The 18,329-nt window shown below is 60.5% G+C and carries 6 protein-coding genes and 13 pseudogenes; 9 read left to right on the top strand and 10 right to left on the bottom strand.

The window, feature by feature from the left end:
* Positions 1 to 23 precede the first annotated feature (23 nt).
* The 3 genes and pseudogenes from tnpB to AC1RZR_RS35665 form a co-directional block, all read right to left on the bottom strand.
* Entirely contained in the window at positions 24 to 374 is a 351-nt protein-coding gene (gene tnpB / locus AC1RZR_RS35675) for an IS66 family insertion sequence element accessory protein TnpB (RefSeq protein WP_481829319.1), read from the bottom strand.
* Between the two features lie 4 nt (positions 375 to 378).
* Positions 379 to 732 carry a transposase gene (locus tag AC1RZR_RS35670; RefSeq protein WP_481829607.1) on the bottom strand — a complete coding sequence of 118 codons (354 nt, stop codon included), beginning with the start codon at positions 730 to 732 and terminating at the stop codon, positions 379 to 381.
* Positions 733 to 750: 18 nt separating this feature from the next.
* Positions 751 to 908, bottom strand: a pseudogene (locus tag AC1RZR_RS35665) (transposase); the annotation flags it as partial.
* Positions 909 to 1,235: 327 nt separating this feature from the next.
* On the opposite strand from AC1RZR_RS35665, the gene AC1RZR_RS35660 reads away from it, so the two are divergent.
* From AC1RZR_RS35660 to AC1RZR_RS35645, 4 genes and pseudogenes are all read left to right on the top strand, one after another.
* Positions 1,236 to 1,862 (top strand): GntR family transcriptional regulator, encoded by a 627-nt coding sequence (locus AC1RZR_RS35660; RefSeq protein ID WP_481829606.1) that lies wholly within the window; start codon positions 1,236 to 1,238, stop codon positions 1,860 to 1,862.
* A 350-nt stretch (positions 1,863 to 2,212) separates the two neighbouring features.
* Positions 2,213 to 2,320: pseudogene (locus AC1RZR_RS35655) on the top strand (IS6 family transposase); the annotation flags it as partial.
* 7 nt (positions 2,321 to 2,327) lie between these two features.
* Positions 2,328 to 3,500 (top strand): annotated as a pseudogene (gene istA / locus AC1RZR_RS35650) (IS21 family transposase); the annotation flags it as partial.
* Positions 3,500 to 4,201 (top strand): annotated as a pseudogene (locus AC1RZR_RS35645) (ATP-binding protein); the annotation flags it as partial. The pseudogenes istA and AC1RZR_RS35645, both read left to right, overlap by 1 nt.
* Before the next feature lie 48 nt (positions 4,202 to 4,249).
* Here AC1RZR_RS35645 and AC1RZR_RS35640 read toward each other — a convergent pair.
* Positions 4,250 to 4,405: pseudogene (locus AC1RZR_RS35640) on the bottom strand (IS30 family transposase); the annotation flags it as partial.
* A 37-nt stretch (positions 4,406 to 4,442) separates the two neighbouring features.
* Between AC1RZR_RS35640 and AC1RZR_RS35635 the strand changes: the two are divergent.
* A pseudogene (locus AC1RZR_RS35635) lies at positions 4,443 to 4,652 on the top strand (integrase core domain-containing protein); the annotation flags it as partial.
* Positions 4,653 to 4,678: 26 nt separating this feature from the next.
* Here AC1RZR_RS35635 and AC1RZR_RS35630 read toward each other — a convergent pair.
* From AC1RZR_RS35630 to AC1RZR_RS35620, 3 genes and pseudogenes are all read right to left on the bottom strand, one after another.
* Positions 4,679 to 6,797, bottom strand: a pseudogene (locus AC1RZR_RS35630) (recombinase family protein).
* A gap of 913 nt (positions 6,798 to 7,710) precedes the next feature.
* A complete protein-coding gene (locus tag AC1RZR_RS35625) occupies positions 7,711 to 9,057 on the bottom strand; it encodes an aminotransferase family protein (protein WP_481829605.1) in 1,347 nt (448 codons plus the stop codon).
* A gap of 118 nt (positions 9,058 to 9,175) precedes the next feature.
* Positions 9,176 to 9,639: pseudogene (locus tag AC1RZR_RS35620) on the bottom strand (IS630 family transposase); the annotation flags it as partial.
* A 77-nt stretch (positions 9,640 to 9,716) separates the two neighbouring features.
* On the opposite strand from AC1RZR_RS35620, the gene AC1RZR_RS35615 reads away from it, so the two are divergent.
* A complete protein-coding gene (locus AC1RZR_RS35615) occupies positions 9,717 to 10,760 on the top strand; it encodes an IS110 family RNA-guided transposase (protein WP_481829318.1) in 1,044 nt (347 codons plus the stop codon).
* Between the two features lie 283 nt (positions 10,761 to 11,043).
* On the opposite strand, the pseudogene AC1RZR_RS35610 reads toward AC1RZR_RS35615, so the two are convergent.
* Positions 11,044 to 11,655: pseudogene (locus AC1RZR_RS35610) on the bottom strand (IS630 family transposase); the annotation flags it as partial.
* A 292-nt stretch (positions 11,656 to 11,947) separates the two neighbouring features.
* Positions 11,948 to 12,975: pseudogene (locus tag AC1RZR_RS35605) on the bottom strand (IS110 family RNA-guided transposase).
* A 166-nt stretch (positions 12,976 to 13,141) separates the two neighbouring features.
* Here AC1RZR_RS35605 and AC1RZR_RS35600 point away from each other — a divergent pair.
* Positions 13,142 to 14,621, top strand: a pseudogene (locus AC1RZR_RS35600) (transposase).
* Positions 14,622 to 14,750: 129 nt separating this feature from the next.
* A pseudogene (locus AC1RZR_RS35595) lies at positions 14,751 to 15,778 on the top strand (IS110 family RNA-guided transposase).
* A 311-nt stretch (positions 15,779 to 16,089) separates the two neighbouring features.
* On the opposite strand, the pseudogene AC1RZR_RS35590 reads toward AC1RZR_RS35595, so the two are convergent.
* Positions 16,090 to 16,826, bottom strand: a pseudogene (locus AC1RZR_RS35590) (IS6 family transposase).
* A 251-nt stretch (positions 16,827 to 17,077) separates the two neighbouring features.
* Here AC1RZR_RS35590 and AC1RZR_RS35585 point away from each other — a divergent pair.
* Positions 17,078 to 18,301: an ATP-grasp domain-containing protein gene (locus tag AC1RZR_RS35585; protein ID WP_481829317.1), complete on the top strand. Its 1,224-nt coding sequence runs from the start codon at positions 17,078 to 17,080 to the stop codon at positions 18,299 to 18,301.
* The last annotated feature ends 28 nt before the right edge of the window (positions 18,302 to 18,329 follow it).

Here is an 18,329-nt window from a genome sequence, read left to right as displayed (position 1 = left end):
AAATCAATGAGAAACGGCCTAATTTAGCCGGCCAGACGCGGTCGATAAATCTTGTTCGGCCGGCGCCAATCGATCCCGTCCAAAAGCAGCGAAAGCTGTGCCTTGGTGAGCGACACGGCGACCTGATCCTTGGTGGTTGGCCAGGCAAAACAACCATCGGTCAGCCGCTTGGTGAACAGACAAAACCCCTGGTCGTCATGCGCCAAAATCTTGATGATATGACCCTTGCGTCCACGGAAGCAGAAGATCGCGCCGGAATGCGGGTCGAGCGCGAGCACCTGCTGCACCATCCGCGCCAGGCTGTTGATCCCGCGGCGCATATCGGTCTCACCGCAGCACAAGTAAATCCGGTCGGTCGGCACCTCCGTGATCACCTGGTCAACTCCGCCAGTACGATACGCAGCGCCGTCGGATCGATCGTCCCGTCGATCCGCAATCGCGTGCCACTCGCAAAGGCCACGACGATCCTGCCGGCCGGGTCCGGCAATCGGCGACGGGGCGTTCCACACAGGGCAGATCGCTCACGTCGATGCGCGCGAAGGTCGCCATCACCTGATCGGCATCAAGCTCGCCGCCGGCCATCTGCTTGCGCCAGGCATAGAGCTGTGACGGAGCTACACCGAACGCTTCCGCGACCTCGGTTACCGACGACCCCGCCGCGCTCGCCAGGTCGACCAACGCGCGCTTCTCAGTGCAACTCCACAGCCTTCGTTGCCGCACGCGCCCGGGCATCGCTGCACAATCTTCGGCCGCCGCCTGGGGATCGGCACCCAGCTCACGCACCCACTTGCGCAGCACGTTCTCGTGCATTCCAGATCGCGAGCCGCCTGGGCCACAGACACGCCTCGATCCCGGACCAGCTTCACAGCCTCGAGCTTGAACTCGCGGCTGAACTTCCGTCTCTGCATCAAACCTCTCCAGGGCCCTGAAACACCCTATCTCGGTGTCCACGAAGACGGCAGCAGCTCGGCCCTTGGGTGCTTGATGCGGTCAGACTTGCTACGAAAAGCACATACCGTCTCCGCGCCTCCTTGCTTTTTTGCTACGAGGACGCGAATTTTCCTGTACACTACTTATTTGTAATTTGGTGCAACAAATATTACGAGGGGTCAACGAGCAATGATGTTGGCAACGAGAATTCAGGCGGGATAATCTTGGCAGCGCCCGATCAGCGCCCTGAATACGGGGCGCGGCTAGACCTTGCACCCCTTGAGAAAAACGCTCGCCTCGGCGATCTGGCCTATGAGGCAATGAAGGACCGTTTGATCCGCGGCTCCTTCGAGCCAGGACGGAAACTGACTGTGCGCGCTGTGGCCGAAGCGCTCGGCGTGAGTTCCACACCGGCTCGCGACGCCTTGAACCGCCTCGCCACCGAAGGTTCGCTCGTCTATTCCGGCCCTAAGACCGTCATTGTCCCGTATTTGACGATCGAAAAGCTGGAGGAAATCACGGCGATGCGCCTTGCTCTCGAAGGTGTGGCGGCTGAGCGCGGCACGGCGAACTCTCCGCCAGCTCTTGCGGACGCTCTGGAGCGTATGCAGGTGACAATTGGCAACGCGCTCGAAAGTCGGCGGTATGCCGACGTTCTCTGGACGAATAAGGAGTTCCATTTCGCGGTCTACAAGAACTGCGGCATGCCGCATCTTCTCTTGACCATCGAGACCCTGTGGCTGCGGATCGGCCCCTCGTTTCACGACCTCTATCCTGAGTTCGCGATTCAGAAATACGGCGTTCACAATCACCAGGTCGTTATGGACAGCCTTCGCGAGGGCGATGCGCAAGGCGTTCGGTCCGCGTTTGAAAACGATATCCGCGACAGCTATCGACGTCTGAAGCAGGCCATTCGTGCGCGCTCGCCTTAGATTGGCGAATGGGCTAGGATAGAGTTCGGCCTAGTTGCAGACGATGCCTTCGACTTGACCTCAAGGTCGGCGACAAGGTAGGAATTGAGTTCGATCAATCGGGATCGCATCTTAGCAAGGCGGTCGGAAGGCGCTCTCCCCCCGGTGCCGCCGTGAGCACCTCGAGGTTGCTCGCCCGGAACTTTTCCAGCATCAGAGTAAGGACACGATCCTTGGCCGATCGGCACGCTTGGGGCAGCATCAAGCCCTTGGCGAGCCCAGCAGCGATGGCAGTGGAAAGGGTTCTGTCGCAAACTTTTTGGAAAGGTCATTTGCTGCATGACGCTTGCTCCTTTTTCCGGGAGTTTGTCATGTTCAAGGGCCGCCATTTTGATCGATCCGTGATCTTGCTGTGCGTTCGCTGGTATCTGGCCTACAATCTCAGCCTGCGCGATCTGGAAGAGATGATGGCCGAACGCGTCCTGAGCAAAACGGATCGCGAAGGAATTCGGTTGCGCGCGCAATACGGCTCGCCGCTACCTTCGTGAAGGCGGTGTCATCGCTTATCAGGGTCGCCCGCGCGTGTCGGCGCTCGACGGGCTTGATGATTGGTTGCGGGAGCGATTTTTCCGTCACGACGGCAACGCGGACGTTATTCGCCAAGAGTTGGCGGACGAACACGGGATCGTTATCAGCCTGCGTTCGGTGGAGCGTGGGGTACAGCATTGGCGCCGGGAGCTAAAGGCGCAGAAGCGGGCGACAGTCCGCTTCGAGACGGCGCCCGGTCATCAGATGCAGATCGACTTCGGCGACACGCGGGTATGGATCGGCGGCGAGCGGGTGCGGATCCATGTGTTTGTCGGGACGCTTGGCTATTCGCGCCGGATGCACATCCGGGCCTCGCCGAGGCAGCGCCAGACCGACTGGTTCGAAGGGATGGAAGGCGCTTTCCTGCGGTTTGGGGGCGTGCCGGCGGAAGTTCTGATCGATAATGCAAAGGCGCTGGTTGAGCATCACGACGCGGTGACGCGCGAGGTGAGGTTCAACGCCCGGCTGCACGCTTTTGCCCGATATTGGGGCTTCACACCGCGGGCCTGTGCCCCTTATCGGGCCAGGACGAAGGGGAAAGACGAACGCGGAGTCGGCTACGTCAAGAAGAACGCGATCGCCGGCCGCCGGTTCGAGAGCTGGGCGGCGTTCGAGGCGCATCTGGATCGGTGGACGCGCGAGGTCGCCGACCAGCGCGAACACGGCACGACCGGTGTCGCGCCAGTGGAACGCTTTGCTGCTGAAGCTCGTGCGCTTCGCCCGCTGGCCGGACGCGCGCCGTTCGGACAGCTGCGGGATCTGGTCCGCAAGGTCCAGGCCGACTGCGCAATCGACCTGGATACGAACAGCTACTCGGTCCCTTGGCGCCTGATCGGCGAAAGCGTCCAGGTCGTGGTGCTGGCCGGCCGCGTGATCATCCGTCATGCCGGCCAGGTAGTGGCCGACCATGCCCTGTGCCGAGGGCGACGACAGCGCATCGTGGACCGAATGCATTTTGTCGGCGTTGCCGGCTTCGAAGGGCCGGTGCGCGCCGAGCGCATCGAGATCGCCCCGGCCACCTTGCTGCGGCCACTCGCCGAGTACGAAGCGGTGGTCGGAGGGGGCTGGTGATGACGACCCTAGATCATGACGTGCTGATCGCAACCCTGGATCGGCTGAAGTTGACGGCGATCCGCGACCAGCTCGACACGCTGCTGGACGAAGCGGCCCGTTCGAAGATGACCTTGCGCGAGGCCTTGGCTTTCCTGGTGTCGCGCGAGATCGCACGGCGCGACGAGCGGCGCATCTCCATGTCGAGCAAGATCGCGCAGTTCCCGTTCGTGCGCGAACTCGACGGCTTCGACTTCGACGCGCAGCCATCGGTGGACCCAGGACAGATCAGGGAGCTGGCGACCTGCCGCTGGATTGCCCATGGCGACACGCTCTTGTTGCTGGGGCCTCCGGGAACGGGCAAAACCCATCTTGCTGTGAGCCTTGGTCGCGAGGCGATCCGGCAGAATTACAATGTCCAATTCGTCACTGCGGCCACGCTGGTAGCGATGTTGGCAAAAGCCCATGGCGACGGCTCGCTCGACAAGCAGTTGACGATCTTATCGCGTCCAAAATTGCTGATCATCGACGAGCTCGGCTATCTTCCCTTCGAGGCCAATGCCGCTCACCTATTTGGAGATCCCGTGGTGGCCACCGCGATCCTGGATCGCCTGCTTCACCATTCGGCGGTGATTACTATCCGCGGCGACAGCTACCGTCTCCGCGAAAAACGCCGGTCCGGTCTTCTGCAGAAGACCGGAGCGCGCCCGAAACCAACGAAACAGCAACCCAGTGAAAGGGGGTCAGTTCCTGATGTCGCCAAAGGGGTCAATTCCTCGTGTCGCTTGACAATCCTTGCTGGTCATCCCCTGCGCGATCCCCAACCAGAATCGCTGGAGTTCAGATCGCCCCGCTACTGGCGGCCGTCCCGGTGACGCCAACGGTGCTCGTCCAGAACGGTGGGATCGTCGCTTTCGAATGCCCATCGCAACCTCCTTCGTTCAGGTGTTGCGACGACCGCTTGAATCCGCCCAATACACGTCCGCGCAGTTCCAGCGGCTGATGGCCGACCACGGCATCACCTGCTCGATGAGCCGATCCGGCAACGTCTGGGACAACGCGGCCATGGAGAGCTTCTTCTCCTCGCTCAAGACCGAGCGCACGGGCCGAAAGGTCTACAGGACCAGGGATGATGCCAGGGCGGACGTGTTCGACTACATCGAGCGCTTCTACAAGCTCGCATCACAACGCACATCTCGCTATGTTGTTGAAAGGAAGAGGTTTTGCTGTGCCGGGTCTGATACCGCGGGGGTGTTTCGGGTTGTGACGTGCGCGCAGGGCGATGGTCTTTGCGGTCTCGCCTATCAGGACTTCCCGCTGGAAGATCCAGGGTCCTTCGGCCAGGGGTCGCATAGCTTCGATCTCTCCCGTTTCCACCGCCATACGAAGCGTTCGTGGCGCGACACCGACAAGGGTGGCGGCGTTGCGAAGATTGAGCCACGGCTCGCAACTGTCCTCGGCAGGTCGATAGACCGGGATTTTATAGCTCGATCGGAGCGACGTCACCCGCTCCCGTGTCCAGCGATTGCCGTTCCCGGTCTTGAGACCGTTGCGATTGAGAACGCCCGCAATGACGTCGTCCGTGATGATGAGGGACAGTTGTCTGACCGCAGTGACGATATCCGAGGACGTGCTGTTGCGTTGCCCACGCCGCCGGCGGGGAAGCCGCAACTCGGTATGAGTGCCGCCCATCCAGTGGATCGTCAGGACGATCTCGGCGGTCTCGTCATCGAGATCGGCCAGCGCCTCGCGGATGACGGTTCGCACGATGCGCTTCTTCAGGCGGGCATCGGTCTCGGGCGCGCACCAGACGGCCTTGAGGTCCTGCGCGAGAGTGGCGAAGGACAAGGGCTCCGGATCGAGGGACTGCGCCGTCGCCGCGTCATGATCAGCGATGCGCGTCTCGATCTCTGCCACGCGTGCAACCGCTTGGTTCCAGCGCGTCTCCAGTTCTCCTGCAACCAGACGGTTCTCGGGATCGGCGGCGTCGTATTGACGGAAGGCCCGATCCGCTGCGTAGCGCGCCGCCTCCAGATCCCGAAGCATGCCGTCGCGCGCTTGATCGCGTCGATGAGCGGCTTGCGTCTCCGCCTCGAGCGCCGCCTTCACCGCGCCGGGCCGCACCACTGCGAGTAAAGCGTCTTCAATGGCGTCGTCGACCCGCAGGCCGCCGAAGGCGATGCAACTCGGCTCTCCGTAGTCCATCCGCCCGCGGATACAAGCGTAGCGCGGAATATTGCTCTTCAGGCCGGTGTACTGAACGGTCAGCTTCCGGCCGCAGCGCCGGCAGCGCAGCATTCCCGCGAGCAGCGCCGCACCGTGTCTGGGCGCACCGTGGCATCGGCTGGTCGGGACGTTATCACTCACCATCTTGCGGATAGACTCTGCGCGTTCCCATTCGACATACCCTTCATGGGCACCGGGCTGCAACGCCAACCAGTCTTCGCGCGCCTTGCGCCGGACGCCGGCCTTTGCACCCACGCCGTAACGCACGGCCGCGCCCGTCTTGCCATAAGCATAGGCGCCGCCATAGGCGGGATTGTCGATGATCTGATGGAGAGTCGAATAGCGCGGGCGGCGCCAGACGATGCTTCCGTCGGCGCATCTGGCGGGAAGGTCGAGCCCATATTCGAGGAACCAGAGCAGCGCCTGACGGACGCTGCCGATCTCGGCCACCTTGTCGAAGACGAGCCGGATCGCCTCCTGCACGCGGCGATCGGGGTCCTTTTCCAATCGGTCGCCTACCTTGACGAACCCGACCGGGGCCGCGACGACAAGTTCCCCACGCAGAGCTTTCGCATGACGAGCCGCGAGCGAACGCTGGCGCAGGAGATCAAGTTCGTACTCATTGAGGCTGCCCTTCAGACCCAGAAGCAGACGGTCGTTGCCCTGTCGCGGCGCGTAAACGGTCTCCTGGTCGATCAGGAGCGTGTCGACCACACGGCACATCTCGACAAGCTGTTGCCAATCGCGGCTGTTGCGGGCGAAGCGAGAGACCTCCCGCGCGGCCACCGCGCCGACCTTGCCGAGACAGACCTCGGCCACCATCCGCTCGAAACCGGATCGGGTGACGCCGCCGGCCGCCGAGCGGCCGAGATCCTCGTCGACGATGTCAATCTCTGACCAGCCAAGTTGAGTGAGGCGGCCGCGCATCGCGTACTGCAGCGCCCGGCTCTCGCGATTGTGCAAAACCTGGTGCGCGGAGGATTGCCGGACATAGAGAACCTCCTTGCGCGCCAGATGCTGGGCGCCGATCTTCTCTTCATCGGTGTTCTCCCGAGGATCGTCGGGTTGACCGCCGGTGTGATTGGCGAACAGGCGAGCCGTCAGGCTGGTCAGTTTGTGCCGCGTCTCCGTCGGCAGCGCGCTCCAGTCCGGTGTCAGGGCAAGCTTGGTTAGCGGCTCCATCTCGAACAACTCGAACTGACGATCCGGGATTGGTCTGAAAGTGGTGGCGGCGGCGTCCCATGGCGATCTCCACGATTCTCGTCGGGAGATGTTATCGTCAGGCTCCGGATATCCTCATACAGTGTGGCACGGGCGCTGACATCCGAAAGGAGAAGCCGGAGTGCGGCGATACCGCGAAGGTCCGTTACAGGACCCGGCGCGAAACGCATCGTCAAACAGGCGGCGGCATCGAGCATCCATACCGGAATCTCCAGAAGGCGGCCGCCCTGTTGACCCGCCTTGCCGCATCCAACAACTGCGCCGTTCGCTTTCTCGAAAATGTTGTGAGCGCAGACTGTCTTGCCAGCCCAGGGATGCCATGCATACGAAACCGTCCGCTCGTCAATTGCTTCGGTAACGTGGGTGTTCTGTCGTTCGGTTGTACAACCCGCGGCGCCGACATTCGACGCTGGGCTATCTCAGCCCCGTCGACTTCGAGGAACAAGCTATGCAAGCTTAACTGCGTGTCCGAAAAACCGGCAGCAGCTCAGGCGGCCCTGAGTTGTCGAGAAGACTATCGCACTCTTGTTGCCCGGCTTCTGCCATGTGTCCCATATGCAGAAGCCCGTCCGCTGCGCCGACGTGCGTTCCTTCACGTCTGGCGTATTGAAGGAACTCATCATCACGATCGACGCAACTGGTTGTGGCGCAAGCCTGGCCTGCATTGCCGCAGTACATTCTGAGTCCCTCGGTGCCGCTGGGAGCGGTCTCCCCCCGCGGAACTTGTCTTAGGTATACGAGCGTCAATCGCGCGATGCGATGGATGCACGAGTTCACCGCGCCATCATCCATTCACAGGAAGATCGAGCTCTCGTGCTGCAACCAAAATCGCCTCCCCTAGGATAGAGACGATCTCGTTGACCTCGCTCTGATTGATGATCAGCGGTGGGCAGACCATCACGCAGTCACCTGGCACTCCGCCGCTTACGCGCCGAAAATAGACGATTAGGCCACGTTCGTAGGCTAGGTCGATCACGCGGTCGGAGATCCCCAACTCTGGGGGGAAGCTCTTCATGCTCGTGGCATCCTCCATGAATTCGATTGCCGTAAGCAGACCCTTTCCCCGCACGTGGCCGATAAAAGGAAACCGCTGAGCAAGTCCCTGCAGTCCATCCAACAGGATCTCGCCCATCGTTGCCGCGTTTTCACTGAGACCCAGTCGGTCCACCTCCCCTAGGACGGCAAGGGCGGCCGCGCTCGAGAGTGGGTTGCTGCCGTACGTATAGCCATGCTTGAACCCGCCCATGTCTTGCACCGGCTGAACCAGTTTTCGCGAAGTGGCCATTGCGCTAATCGGGGCATATCCCGACCCGAGCCCCTTCCCCAGGGCGATGATGTCAGGCTTACACGACCAATGATCCCCGCCTAGGAATTTGCCGGTGCGACCGACGCCGGTCATCACCTCGTTAAAGATGAGCAAGATGCCATGCTTGTCGCAGATTTCCCTGATGCGGGAATAGTAGCTGTCCGGCGCTATCAGAACGCCCGCTGCCGCCCCGCCTATGGGCTCAATTATGAAGGCCAGAACGGTCTCCGGGCCCTCCGTCAGGATTTTGTGTTCCAGCAGGCTGGCATACTTGATGCCACGTTCTTCCATCGAGAGATCGTCGAGATCACGATGTGCCATAGGGGCGGGTATCTTCGGCATGACTTTGATCTGGTCGGCAAAGTCGTCGGTCAGAACACCATCCCCAGCAATGGCGAGCGATCCATAGGCGATCCCGTGGCCCGATGGCATCAGACTTATCACCTTCCAGCGCGAGGATTGGCCCGTTGCCACCGCCCATTGTCGAGCGAGCTTGAGACTTGTTTCGACCGCCTCGGATCCCCCCGAGCCGAAAAAGACCTGGTCCAAACCGGGCATACGATGAGCCAGTTCGGTTGCCAACTGCTCCGTCGGCTCGTTCTCGAAATGCAGGCGGCAAGCGTAAGTGGTCTTCTCAAGCTGCCGTCTCATCGCAGAAAGTACATTGGCGTTTCCGTAGCCGATGTTGGCGGCAATAGGTCCGCTGGACCCGTCGATGAACCGGCGTCCGTCCTGGGCCCATATGTAGATACCCTCCGCACGGTCGACCACTGGCCGGCGTCTCCGCGTCACGAGATTAGTGGGTTTGGGGGAGGGTTCCGACATAGTGGGCGCAGGGGTAGATTTGCTCGTGGTCATTCAAGGTACCTCCAAACATGATTTTGCTGCAACAAACACCGAAATGACGCGCGCTGCAAGCAGATTTCGGGTTCCGTCGCAAACTCTAGTGGATTGATTCCAAGGTTTGGAACCCGCGGTTTCGGGCGGCGATGATATCATCGGGGTTGGCTTTCCAGCGGGTTCTCGGCATTGTATTCGCGGATGAAGCGGTTGATGGCGGCCTGAAGATCCACAACGGAATGGAAGACGCCGTGCTTGAGCCTGCGCCGGGTGAGTTTGGCGAAGAAGCCCTCGACGGCGTTGCCAGGAGCAGGATGTTGGGGTGAAATGGAAGGTCCAGCGCGGGTGGCGGTCGAGCCAGGCGCGGACCTTGTCTTTTTTGTGCGCGGCGTAATTGTCGAGGATCACATGGATTGCCTTGTCCGCCGGCAGCTCGCGCTCGATGCGGTTGAGGAAGCGGATGAACTCCTGATGGCGGTGGCGCTGCATGTTCTGCGCCATGACCGTGCCGTCCAGCACGTTGAGGGCAGCGAAGAGCGTCGTTGTGGCGTGCCGCTTGTAGTCGTGTTGGTGTGGACGGCCCCCGCACGGCATCGATGTGCCAGAATGAGGTCGTTGAAGATCTCAAGCAAAGGAGACCGTCCGTGGAACAGATTATTCGAATTGGCATGGATACGTCAAAGCACGTGTTCCAGCTCCATGGTGTGAACGCGGCTGAAGACCCGGTTCTGCGTAAAAAGCTTCGGCGCAAGGAGATGGTGGCGTTCTTCGAGAAAGCGCCGCCGACGGTGATTGCGATCGAGGCGTGCGGCGGATCGCACCATTGGGCGCGACTACTGCGGTCGTTCGGCCACGAGGTGAAGCTGATTCCGCCGCAGTTCGTCAAGCCATACGTGAAGCGAGGCAAAAACGATGCGGCTGATGCCGAAGCGCTGTGCGAGGCGATGAGCCGGCCAACGATGCGCTTCGTGCCGGTGAAGACAGCCGACCACCAGACGGCGCTGATGCTGACCGGCATGCGCGACCGACTGATCCACAATAGCACGCAACTCGCCAACTCGATCCGCGGTTATGCGGCCGAGTTCGGGCTGACTGCCGCCAAGGGAATATGCAAGATCGAGCCGCTGCTCGAGCGCATCGCGGCCGATGAGAGGCTGCCGGAGCTGGCGCGGGAGCTGTTCGCGCTGCACGGCGCGGAATATGCGCAGTTGCAAGTCCGGCTGGGAGAGGTCGACACCAAGCTGATGGCCTGGCATCGGGCCGATGAATGCAGCCGCCGTCTGGCGCAAATCCCCGGCGTCGGTCCGATCGGCGCATCGCTTCTGATGATGAAGACGCCAACGCCCGAGGGCTTCCGATCAGGCCGGCACTTTGCCGCCTGGATCGGCCTGACCCCGAAAGATCACTCCACAGCCGGCAAGGTCCGGCTCGGCGTGATTACACGCGCCGGCGACGAAGCCTTGAGAAGTACTCTGGTGGTCGGCGCCACCGCCCTCCTGCGACGAGTCCGCGACGGACGGGGCAGGAATTCCTCGCCCTGGCTCCTTGACCTCCTCAAGCGCAAGCCGCCGAAGCTCGTCGCCGTGGCGTTGACGAACAAAATCGCGCGCATCGCCTGGAAGATGATGGTGACCGGCGAAGCGTACCGAACCAATGCTGTGCCGCCTGGTATGGCGTGCGCGGCTTAGAAGATCAGCCAAACACGGGGAGCAGACGAAATGCGACCGTGTTTGTTGATGTCGGAACTTGCAAGAGAATGAGCAGGTGGTGTGATCGATCGATCCATGACGCAAGATACTCCGGATGACTCACTGGCCGTTGTAGGTCGCAGTCGTGTTAGGAACTCGCGTTGCGGAAACCATCTTGGCCCGCGGTCATGTGCGACCGCACAAAACAGAGGCCGGACATATAATCGCAAGCGATCCGATCAAAACCCTGCTCAACACCTTGCGAGGAGGGGCCCGTCCACATATGTGTCATCGTGCCGGCGCGGCCCTTCTTCATTGGCAGGCCGGGCTGGGTTCGGTCGAGGGCCTGGATCTGCGACTTCTCGTCGACCGACAGCACCACGGCATGGGCCGGCGGATCGACATACAAGCCAACGATGGTCGTCAGCTTCTCGGCGAAGGCCGGGTCGTTGGAGAGCTTGAAGTGCCGCCAGCGATGCGGGCTGAGACCGTGGGCCTTCCAGATACCCTGCACCGTCGACGCTGCAATGCCGGCGACCTTGGCCATCGCGCGCAGCGTCCAATGGGTCGCCTCATGCGGCGGCGGAGCCTGCGTCAGGCGGACGATCTCGGCGACATGCTTCGGCGGGACCGGCGCCTTTCCAGGCGGACGGGACCGGTCGCGCAGCAGTCCATCGACGCCTTCGTGCATGAACCGCTCCTGCCAGCGCCAGACACAGGTCTTGGACTTGTCAGTCTCGGCCATGATGGCCGAGGTGCCCAGACCATCGCCGCTCAGAAGGACAATACGCGCCCGCCAGACAACAAGCTTCTGCGGGCTTCCAGGGGCCGCGACGATCGCTTGCAAGCGCTGACGATCGCTGGCCGAAACGGTGAAGGAGATGCCATTGCGCATGCATCAAACTCGCACGCCACACCGCAAAACGGAATCCCAAAATCGGATGTCAAACGGCCCTTTAATTGCGGGTAGTTGTCAATCCGGATCTCGCACTGCCATCGCCGGGGTCATGGTCCTTTCCGAGGTCGAGTGCCTCATGATGATGTTCGGGTCGGGCGCCTCAACGTTTCCAACGAGATGCAGATGAACTGCTGTCAGCCGTTTGACCGAGGTCGCCGCAACCACCGTCCCGGCGGGGACATCACGGGTTCCGGAAACGGGCCCGCGAATTAGGTCGAGTTCGGATCTGCTATGCCATCTTTTCGCTACCCCACTCAAAGCTTGTGCCGTCGACCCAGAGGCAGTAAGCAGAACCGCGATCTTGCGCGCAACCGCTACTTTCGCTTTCTTCATGCCGATCCGCTTCGACAGGCGAAAGCCCCACGCCTTCAGCGTCGACCATTTCTTTGTCCGGTGCATGAGGACGCTGGCCGCTTCGTATAAATAGGTCCGCAACAGCCGATCTCCCCAGCGTGAGACACGGCCGTTCACATCTGTTTCGCCGGACTGCTTTCGTCGCGGTGTCAGGCCAAGATAGGCACCGACGTTGCTGGCCGAATGAAAGCGCGAAGGGTCGTCGATCGTGTGCCGGAAGGTGAGCGCGGTCACCACCCCGACGCCGGGGACTGTCATCAGCCGGCGTGTGGTTTCGTCTTCACGAGCAAGATGCCGGACCTGCCGATCAAGCTTCTCTTGTTCACAGCAGACCTGCTCATGGACAGACAGAAGCGCCTGAACCAAAGGGCGAAGCGGATGCCCGTCAGCAATCAGTTCCCAAACCTTTCGCCGGAACTGTGACCCAATCGAGCGACTGAACTGCAGCCCGTATTCCTTCAGCACGGACCGTGCCTGGTTTTCGAGATCGCGCCGGATCTCGACAAGTCTTGACCGCGCGACGAGCATGGATCGGGTGGCCTGGCTCTCTGCGCTCTTGACCTTCACTTCCCGATACCAGCCGACGCGAACCAGTTCGGCCAGGCCGCGGGCATCGTTCTCATCGCTCTTGTTCATTCGGACTGAAAGCGCCGCCTTTGCATGCCGAGCATCAAGGCAGACGACCGGCAACCCGACCCGTTTCAGCTCGTGCCAGAGCCAGCTGGACATGGCACCAGTCTCAAATCCGATGCGCTCGGCTTGAGGCGCACGTTTACGCAGCAACTCCGTCAAGGCTCCCGGATCGGACTTCGCCTTTCCCTGGAACACCGTCTTTCCAGCATCATCGACCACGCAGACGCTCGTCTCCCTCTGCGACACATCCAGTCCGACATATTGCTTCACTGCGGCCTCCTTGATCTCAATGGTCGGCGGCTTTTTGCCGTCGGCCGAGTCTTCGTTCAAAGGAGCGACGGCAGCAATTACGTCATCGTTTCCAAAACTGGGTCAGACTCAATCTCGCTGCATGTGCAGGGTGATGTCGCGCAATTTTTGAGAGGGAATCAGCGCGATGGAACAGAGATTTGGGTCGACGAGACTGGCGCCTGCGGGGTTGCTCGTCGAGCATGCCGAAATCAACACGGATTGTGTATTTCTTGACGTGCGCGCTACGGCGCTTTCGGCAACGTGCCCGTGCTGCGGGACGAGTTCACGCCGGACCCAGAGCCGATATATGCGGCAAGCCGCCGATCTGCCCATCGCTGGCCGGCGGGTGGTCTTGCGGGTGACGGTTCGCCGTTTCTGGTGCGACGCCATTCTTTGCCGCCGCCGCATTTTTGCCGAGCGGTTTGGCGCCGCTGTTTTAGCCCCGTTATCGCGGAGAACCGGACGCCTTGAGACCATCGTTCATCACTTGGGACTGGCGCTGGGCGGCAGGCCTGCCGCAGCCTTTGCCGACCGCCTGATGATGCCGGTGAGCAACGATACCCTGTTGCGTGTCGTGCGCCGGCGGACTGAACAGCCGCGCAATAAGCTCGCCATCATCGGCATCGACGACTTCGCGTTCCGGCGCGGCCAACGATACGGGACGATTGTCTGCGATCTTGAGCGCCGCAGGCCAGTGACATTGCGGTGGCGGATATGGCGAGGCGATCGCCAAGGCCTTGCCTCATGCCGATCAGGTGGCCGACCGCTGGCATCTGATGGAAAACGCCAGCCGCGCTTTCCTTGATGCAGTCAGCAAGTCCATGCGGCATATCCGAAAGACCGTCGGCAGCACCATCATCGATCCAAAGCTTCTCACCTATGCCGAACGGCTGCAATATGAAGGATATCTGCGTCGCCAGGAGACAAATGAGGCCATTCTGGAATTGTCGAAGCAGGGTGTGCCGATCAAGCAGATCGTCAAGCGTACCGGACATAGCCGCAAGCTCGTCCGCTGCGTCCTGCGCGGTTAGCGCTCCGACATGTTCCGCGTCCGGCAGAGTTCGCTCGAGGAATGGCTTCCCTGGCTTGACGGCCGCTGGGACCAAGGCGCGCGCAATGCTTCGGCGCTCTGGCGCGAAATGCGTAAGAAAGGTTCTCGTGGCCAGATCGGCGTCGTCTCTGAATGGGCGCGGCGCAGACGCCTTGCTGAAAGGGCCGATCAAAGCGCACTTGCCCGCACGCCTTCGGCACGAAGCATCGCCAGGCTCATGACGCTGGCGCGTGACGACCTGTCCAAATCGGACGCTATACTGATCGCGGCAATCGAGAGCAATGTTCCTGACCTCGTCACCGCGCGAACGCTGATCGACGACTTTCAGCAGATGATCCGATCAAAGGCGGTCGCAAAACTGGACGCTTGGCTCGAGGCCGCGAAGGCAAGCCTTGTCGGCTCCTTTGCAAACGGGGTCCAAAAGGACATCGCCGCAGTCCGCAACGCCACTATCTCTCCGTGGTCGAATGGCCAGACCGAAGGCCAGATCACCAAGCTCAAACTCATCAAGCGGCAAATGTACGGCCGCGCCAAGATTGATCTGCTCCAGGCGCGCCTCGTTGGTGCAACTTAGGCTGTGGCCGCAGCGAGAGTGCGTCAGAGCCAATTTTGCACACGATGACGTAATTGCTGCCGTCGCTCCTTTGAACGAAGGTTTGGCTGACGGCAAAATCCGCTGACCATTGAGATCGAGGAGGCCGCAGTGAAGCAATATGTCGGATTGGATGTGTCGCAGCGAGAGACCAGTGTTTGCGTCGTCGATGATGCTGGAAGGTCTGTCTTCCAAGGAAAAGTGAAGTCCGATCCGGGAGCACTGACCGAGTTGCTCCGCAAACGCGCACCTCACGCCGAGCGCATCGGATTCGAGACGGGCGCCATGTCCAGCTGGCTCTGGCATGAGCTTAAACGGGTCGGATTGCCGGTCGTCTGCATTGATGCGCGACATGCGAAGGCGGCACTTTCAGTTCGAATGAACAAAAGTGATGAGAACGATGCCCGCGGCCTGGCCGAGCTGGTTCGCGTCGGCTGGTATCGGGAGGTCAAGGTCAAAAGCACAGAGAGCCAGGCAACCCGATCCCTCCTGGTGGCGCGATCGCGTCTCGTCGCTATCCGCCGCGATCTCGAGAACCAAGTCCGGTCAATGCTGAAAGAGTACGGGCTGCAGTTCAGTCGCTCAATCGGTGCGCAGTTTCGGCGAAAGGTCGTGGCGTTGGTTGTCGACGGGCATCAGCTTCGATCCGTGATCGAGCCGCTTCTGACCGTCCATGAACAGGCCTGCACGGAACAGGAAAAGCTGGACCGGCAGGTCCGACGCCTTGCTCGTGAGGATGACACCACGCGCCGGCTCACGACGGTTCCTGGCGTCGGCGTCGTGACGGCGTTGACCTACCGCCACACGATCGATGATCCTTCGCGCTTTTCCTCGGCCAGTGACGTCGGAGCCTACCTTGGTCTGACACCGCGGCGAAACAATCTGGGGAAACAGATATGAACGGCCGCGTATCTCATTGGGGAGATCGCCTCTTGCGAACCTATCTCTACGAGGCGGCAAGCGTACTCATGCATCGAACGAAGAAATGGTCTTCGTTGAAGGCGTGGGGCCTTCGTCTGTCAAAGCGGATAGGTATGAAAAAGGCGAAAGTGGCGGTTGCTCGCAAGATCGCGGTTCTGCTCCACTGCCTCTGGGTTGACGGCACCAGCTTTGAGTGGGGCGGCGAAAAGATGGCGTGACAGATCCGCACTCGATCCCAATCGCGGGCCCGTTTCCGGAACCCGTGATGTCCCCGCCGGGACGGTGGTTGTGGTGACCTCGTTGAATCGGCTGACGTCGACTTCGAACTTCGTTGCACACGTTGAGGCGCCCGACCCGAACATCATCATGAGGCATTCGACCTCGGAAAGGACCATGACCCCGGCGATGACAGAGCGAAACTGGGATTGACAACCATCCGCAATTAAAGGGCCGATTCACAATCGGACTCTTTTGATCCGATCAATCCACTAGCTGAGGTCGCAAAGGCAGGTTGAACGTCACGCGGCGCTCATGCGGCGAGGATTTCGAACTGCCTGGCAATGGAGGGCGTCGGATCGTAGGCAAACCTCGCCTGTCGTTTGCGCATCATATGAACCATCTCGATGCCCGAGAGGATAATTTCGGCAGTTTTCGTTGACTTGAAGCCGAGCATGGACCGGACGCGGCGCTTGATGCGCCGATGATCCTGTTCGATGCGGTTGTTGAAATGTTGAAATACTGGCTCTTGCGGATTCTGATTGGCTTCAGTGCTCGTCGCGATCGATCTCGCAGGCGGTTTTCAGGATCGCAAGATCGGATGGCCTCGTGATTGGTCTGGCTGCCGTCGATGACGATCCGGTCCGGCCTGCCATGGCGCTGCAAGGCCTTCCGCAAGAAGCGTTTCGCCGCCGGCAGGTCACGGTTTTCGCTGAAGAAGAATTCGACCGTATCGCCAAGGCTGTCGATGGCGGGATAGAGATACATCCATTGGCCGCGAACCTTGATGTAGGTCTCGTCCATGTGCCACTTTCCAGTGACGCTCCTCTTGCGCCGGTTGAATCGGTCCAGCAGCTCAAGCGAGAAGCGCACGACCCAACGATGCACAGTTGAATGGTCGACGCTCAGGCCGCGTTCGGCCATCATCTCTTCCAGATCGCGCAGGCTGAGATTGTAGGCCAGATACCAGCGAACGCACAGCAAGATCACGGATCGATCAAAATGGCGGCCCTTAACATGACAAACTCCCGGAAAAGGAGCAAGCGTCATGCAGCAAATGACCTTTCCAAAAAGTTTGCGACAGAACCCGATTCTGTCCAGAAGTTGTTCGGAAAGGAAAGGGCGCGACACGTCTGCGACACGCGACGTCGAGAAGCCGACAACTCCGCCCCTCACGACGGCGCTGTCAGAAGCAAACTATCGCAATTCACATGGATGCGCGATCCAGAGTTGATTGGCATGAATGATGCGGAGGATGAAGTCGAAGCCCCAATCGGACCGCGACGTAGGAGTTAACAGCCATGGCAAAGGCAAGAGCACTTATCCTGGTTGAAGGTACAAGGCTTAATAGTCCGCTATACGTCCAAGCCGCCCAGCGTCTTGGCCTCTATCCAATCACCCTGTCGGCTGATCCGGCTCAGTACAACTATCTTGCGGCGGAAGGAATCGGGGCAATCCGTGTCGATACAAGCAACCTCGATGCGCTGATCCGCGAATGCTCTCGGCTACAGGCCAGCTATGACATTGCTGGTATTACATGCGCTGGGGATTCGTTCTACGCGACAGTCGGCAAGCTCTGCCGTTATTTTAAGCTACCGGGGCCGGATCCCTTCTCGATTGAACGATGCTGCGATAAATTCACTCAACGTGAACTCCTCGCGCAGAAAGGCGTTCCACAACCTGCTTATCGCTTGGCAACAAACGCGACGGACGTACAACGAGCTGCGGCGGAGATCGGCCTACCGGTGGTTGTTAAGCCAGCCGTAGGCAGCGGCAGCAGGGGTGTCCGATTGTGCCGCAACCCCGATGAGTTGGCCGACCATACGACCTATTTGTTCGGCGGGAAGCACGTATGGCGACCGCCGTCGAGGATACTGGTCGAAGAATTCGCACAAGGCCCCCATTATTGCGCCGAGATAATGGGAAATCAGATCATTGCGATTGTCGCCGCCGACCTCGGCCGCCCACCGCATTTCGTCTTTCGTGAGATCACCCTTCCGGCCTTGCTGACTGATGATGAGCGTCATCGCATCGCCGATGTTTCGCTGAGCTGTTTGCAAGCTCTCGGCCTTGGGTGGGGACCGACAAACATTGATCTCTTGTGGACGAAGCATGGTCCAGTCGTCATTGAAGTCAATCCGCGTCTTTCTGGCGCGCCCGACCCTCAGCTGGTTCAGTTGGCTTACGGCATCGATCTCATCACCGAGCACATTAAGCTTGTCATCGGCAGCAAATGCGATCTGCGCAGAAGGCACTCACACGTCGCGGCCGCACGGATCCTAGTTGCTGATCGCGATGGCACGCTCGATTGGATCAATGGCGACAGTCAAGCGGCTGCTGTACCTGGCGTCTCCGAGGTCAAATTGTATGTTGAACCCACAACCCCGATCATCAGGAAAGGCGATGCTGGAGATTGGATCGGATATGTCATTGCCGCTTCACCTAGCCGAGCTGAGGCCGAGGCTATGCTTGCGCGTGCGGTGGGGTTCATCAGTTGGTCGATCACACCGGATATCGTGACATAGATCATACTTACTATTGGTGCTATTGGTG

It is taken from the genome of Mesorhizobium bavaricum (genome assembly GCF_056781655.1).
Note: the sequence above shows the minus strand (reverse complement) of the source record. Positions and strands in the feature narration are given on the sequence as shown.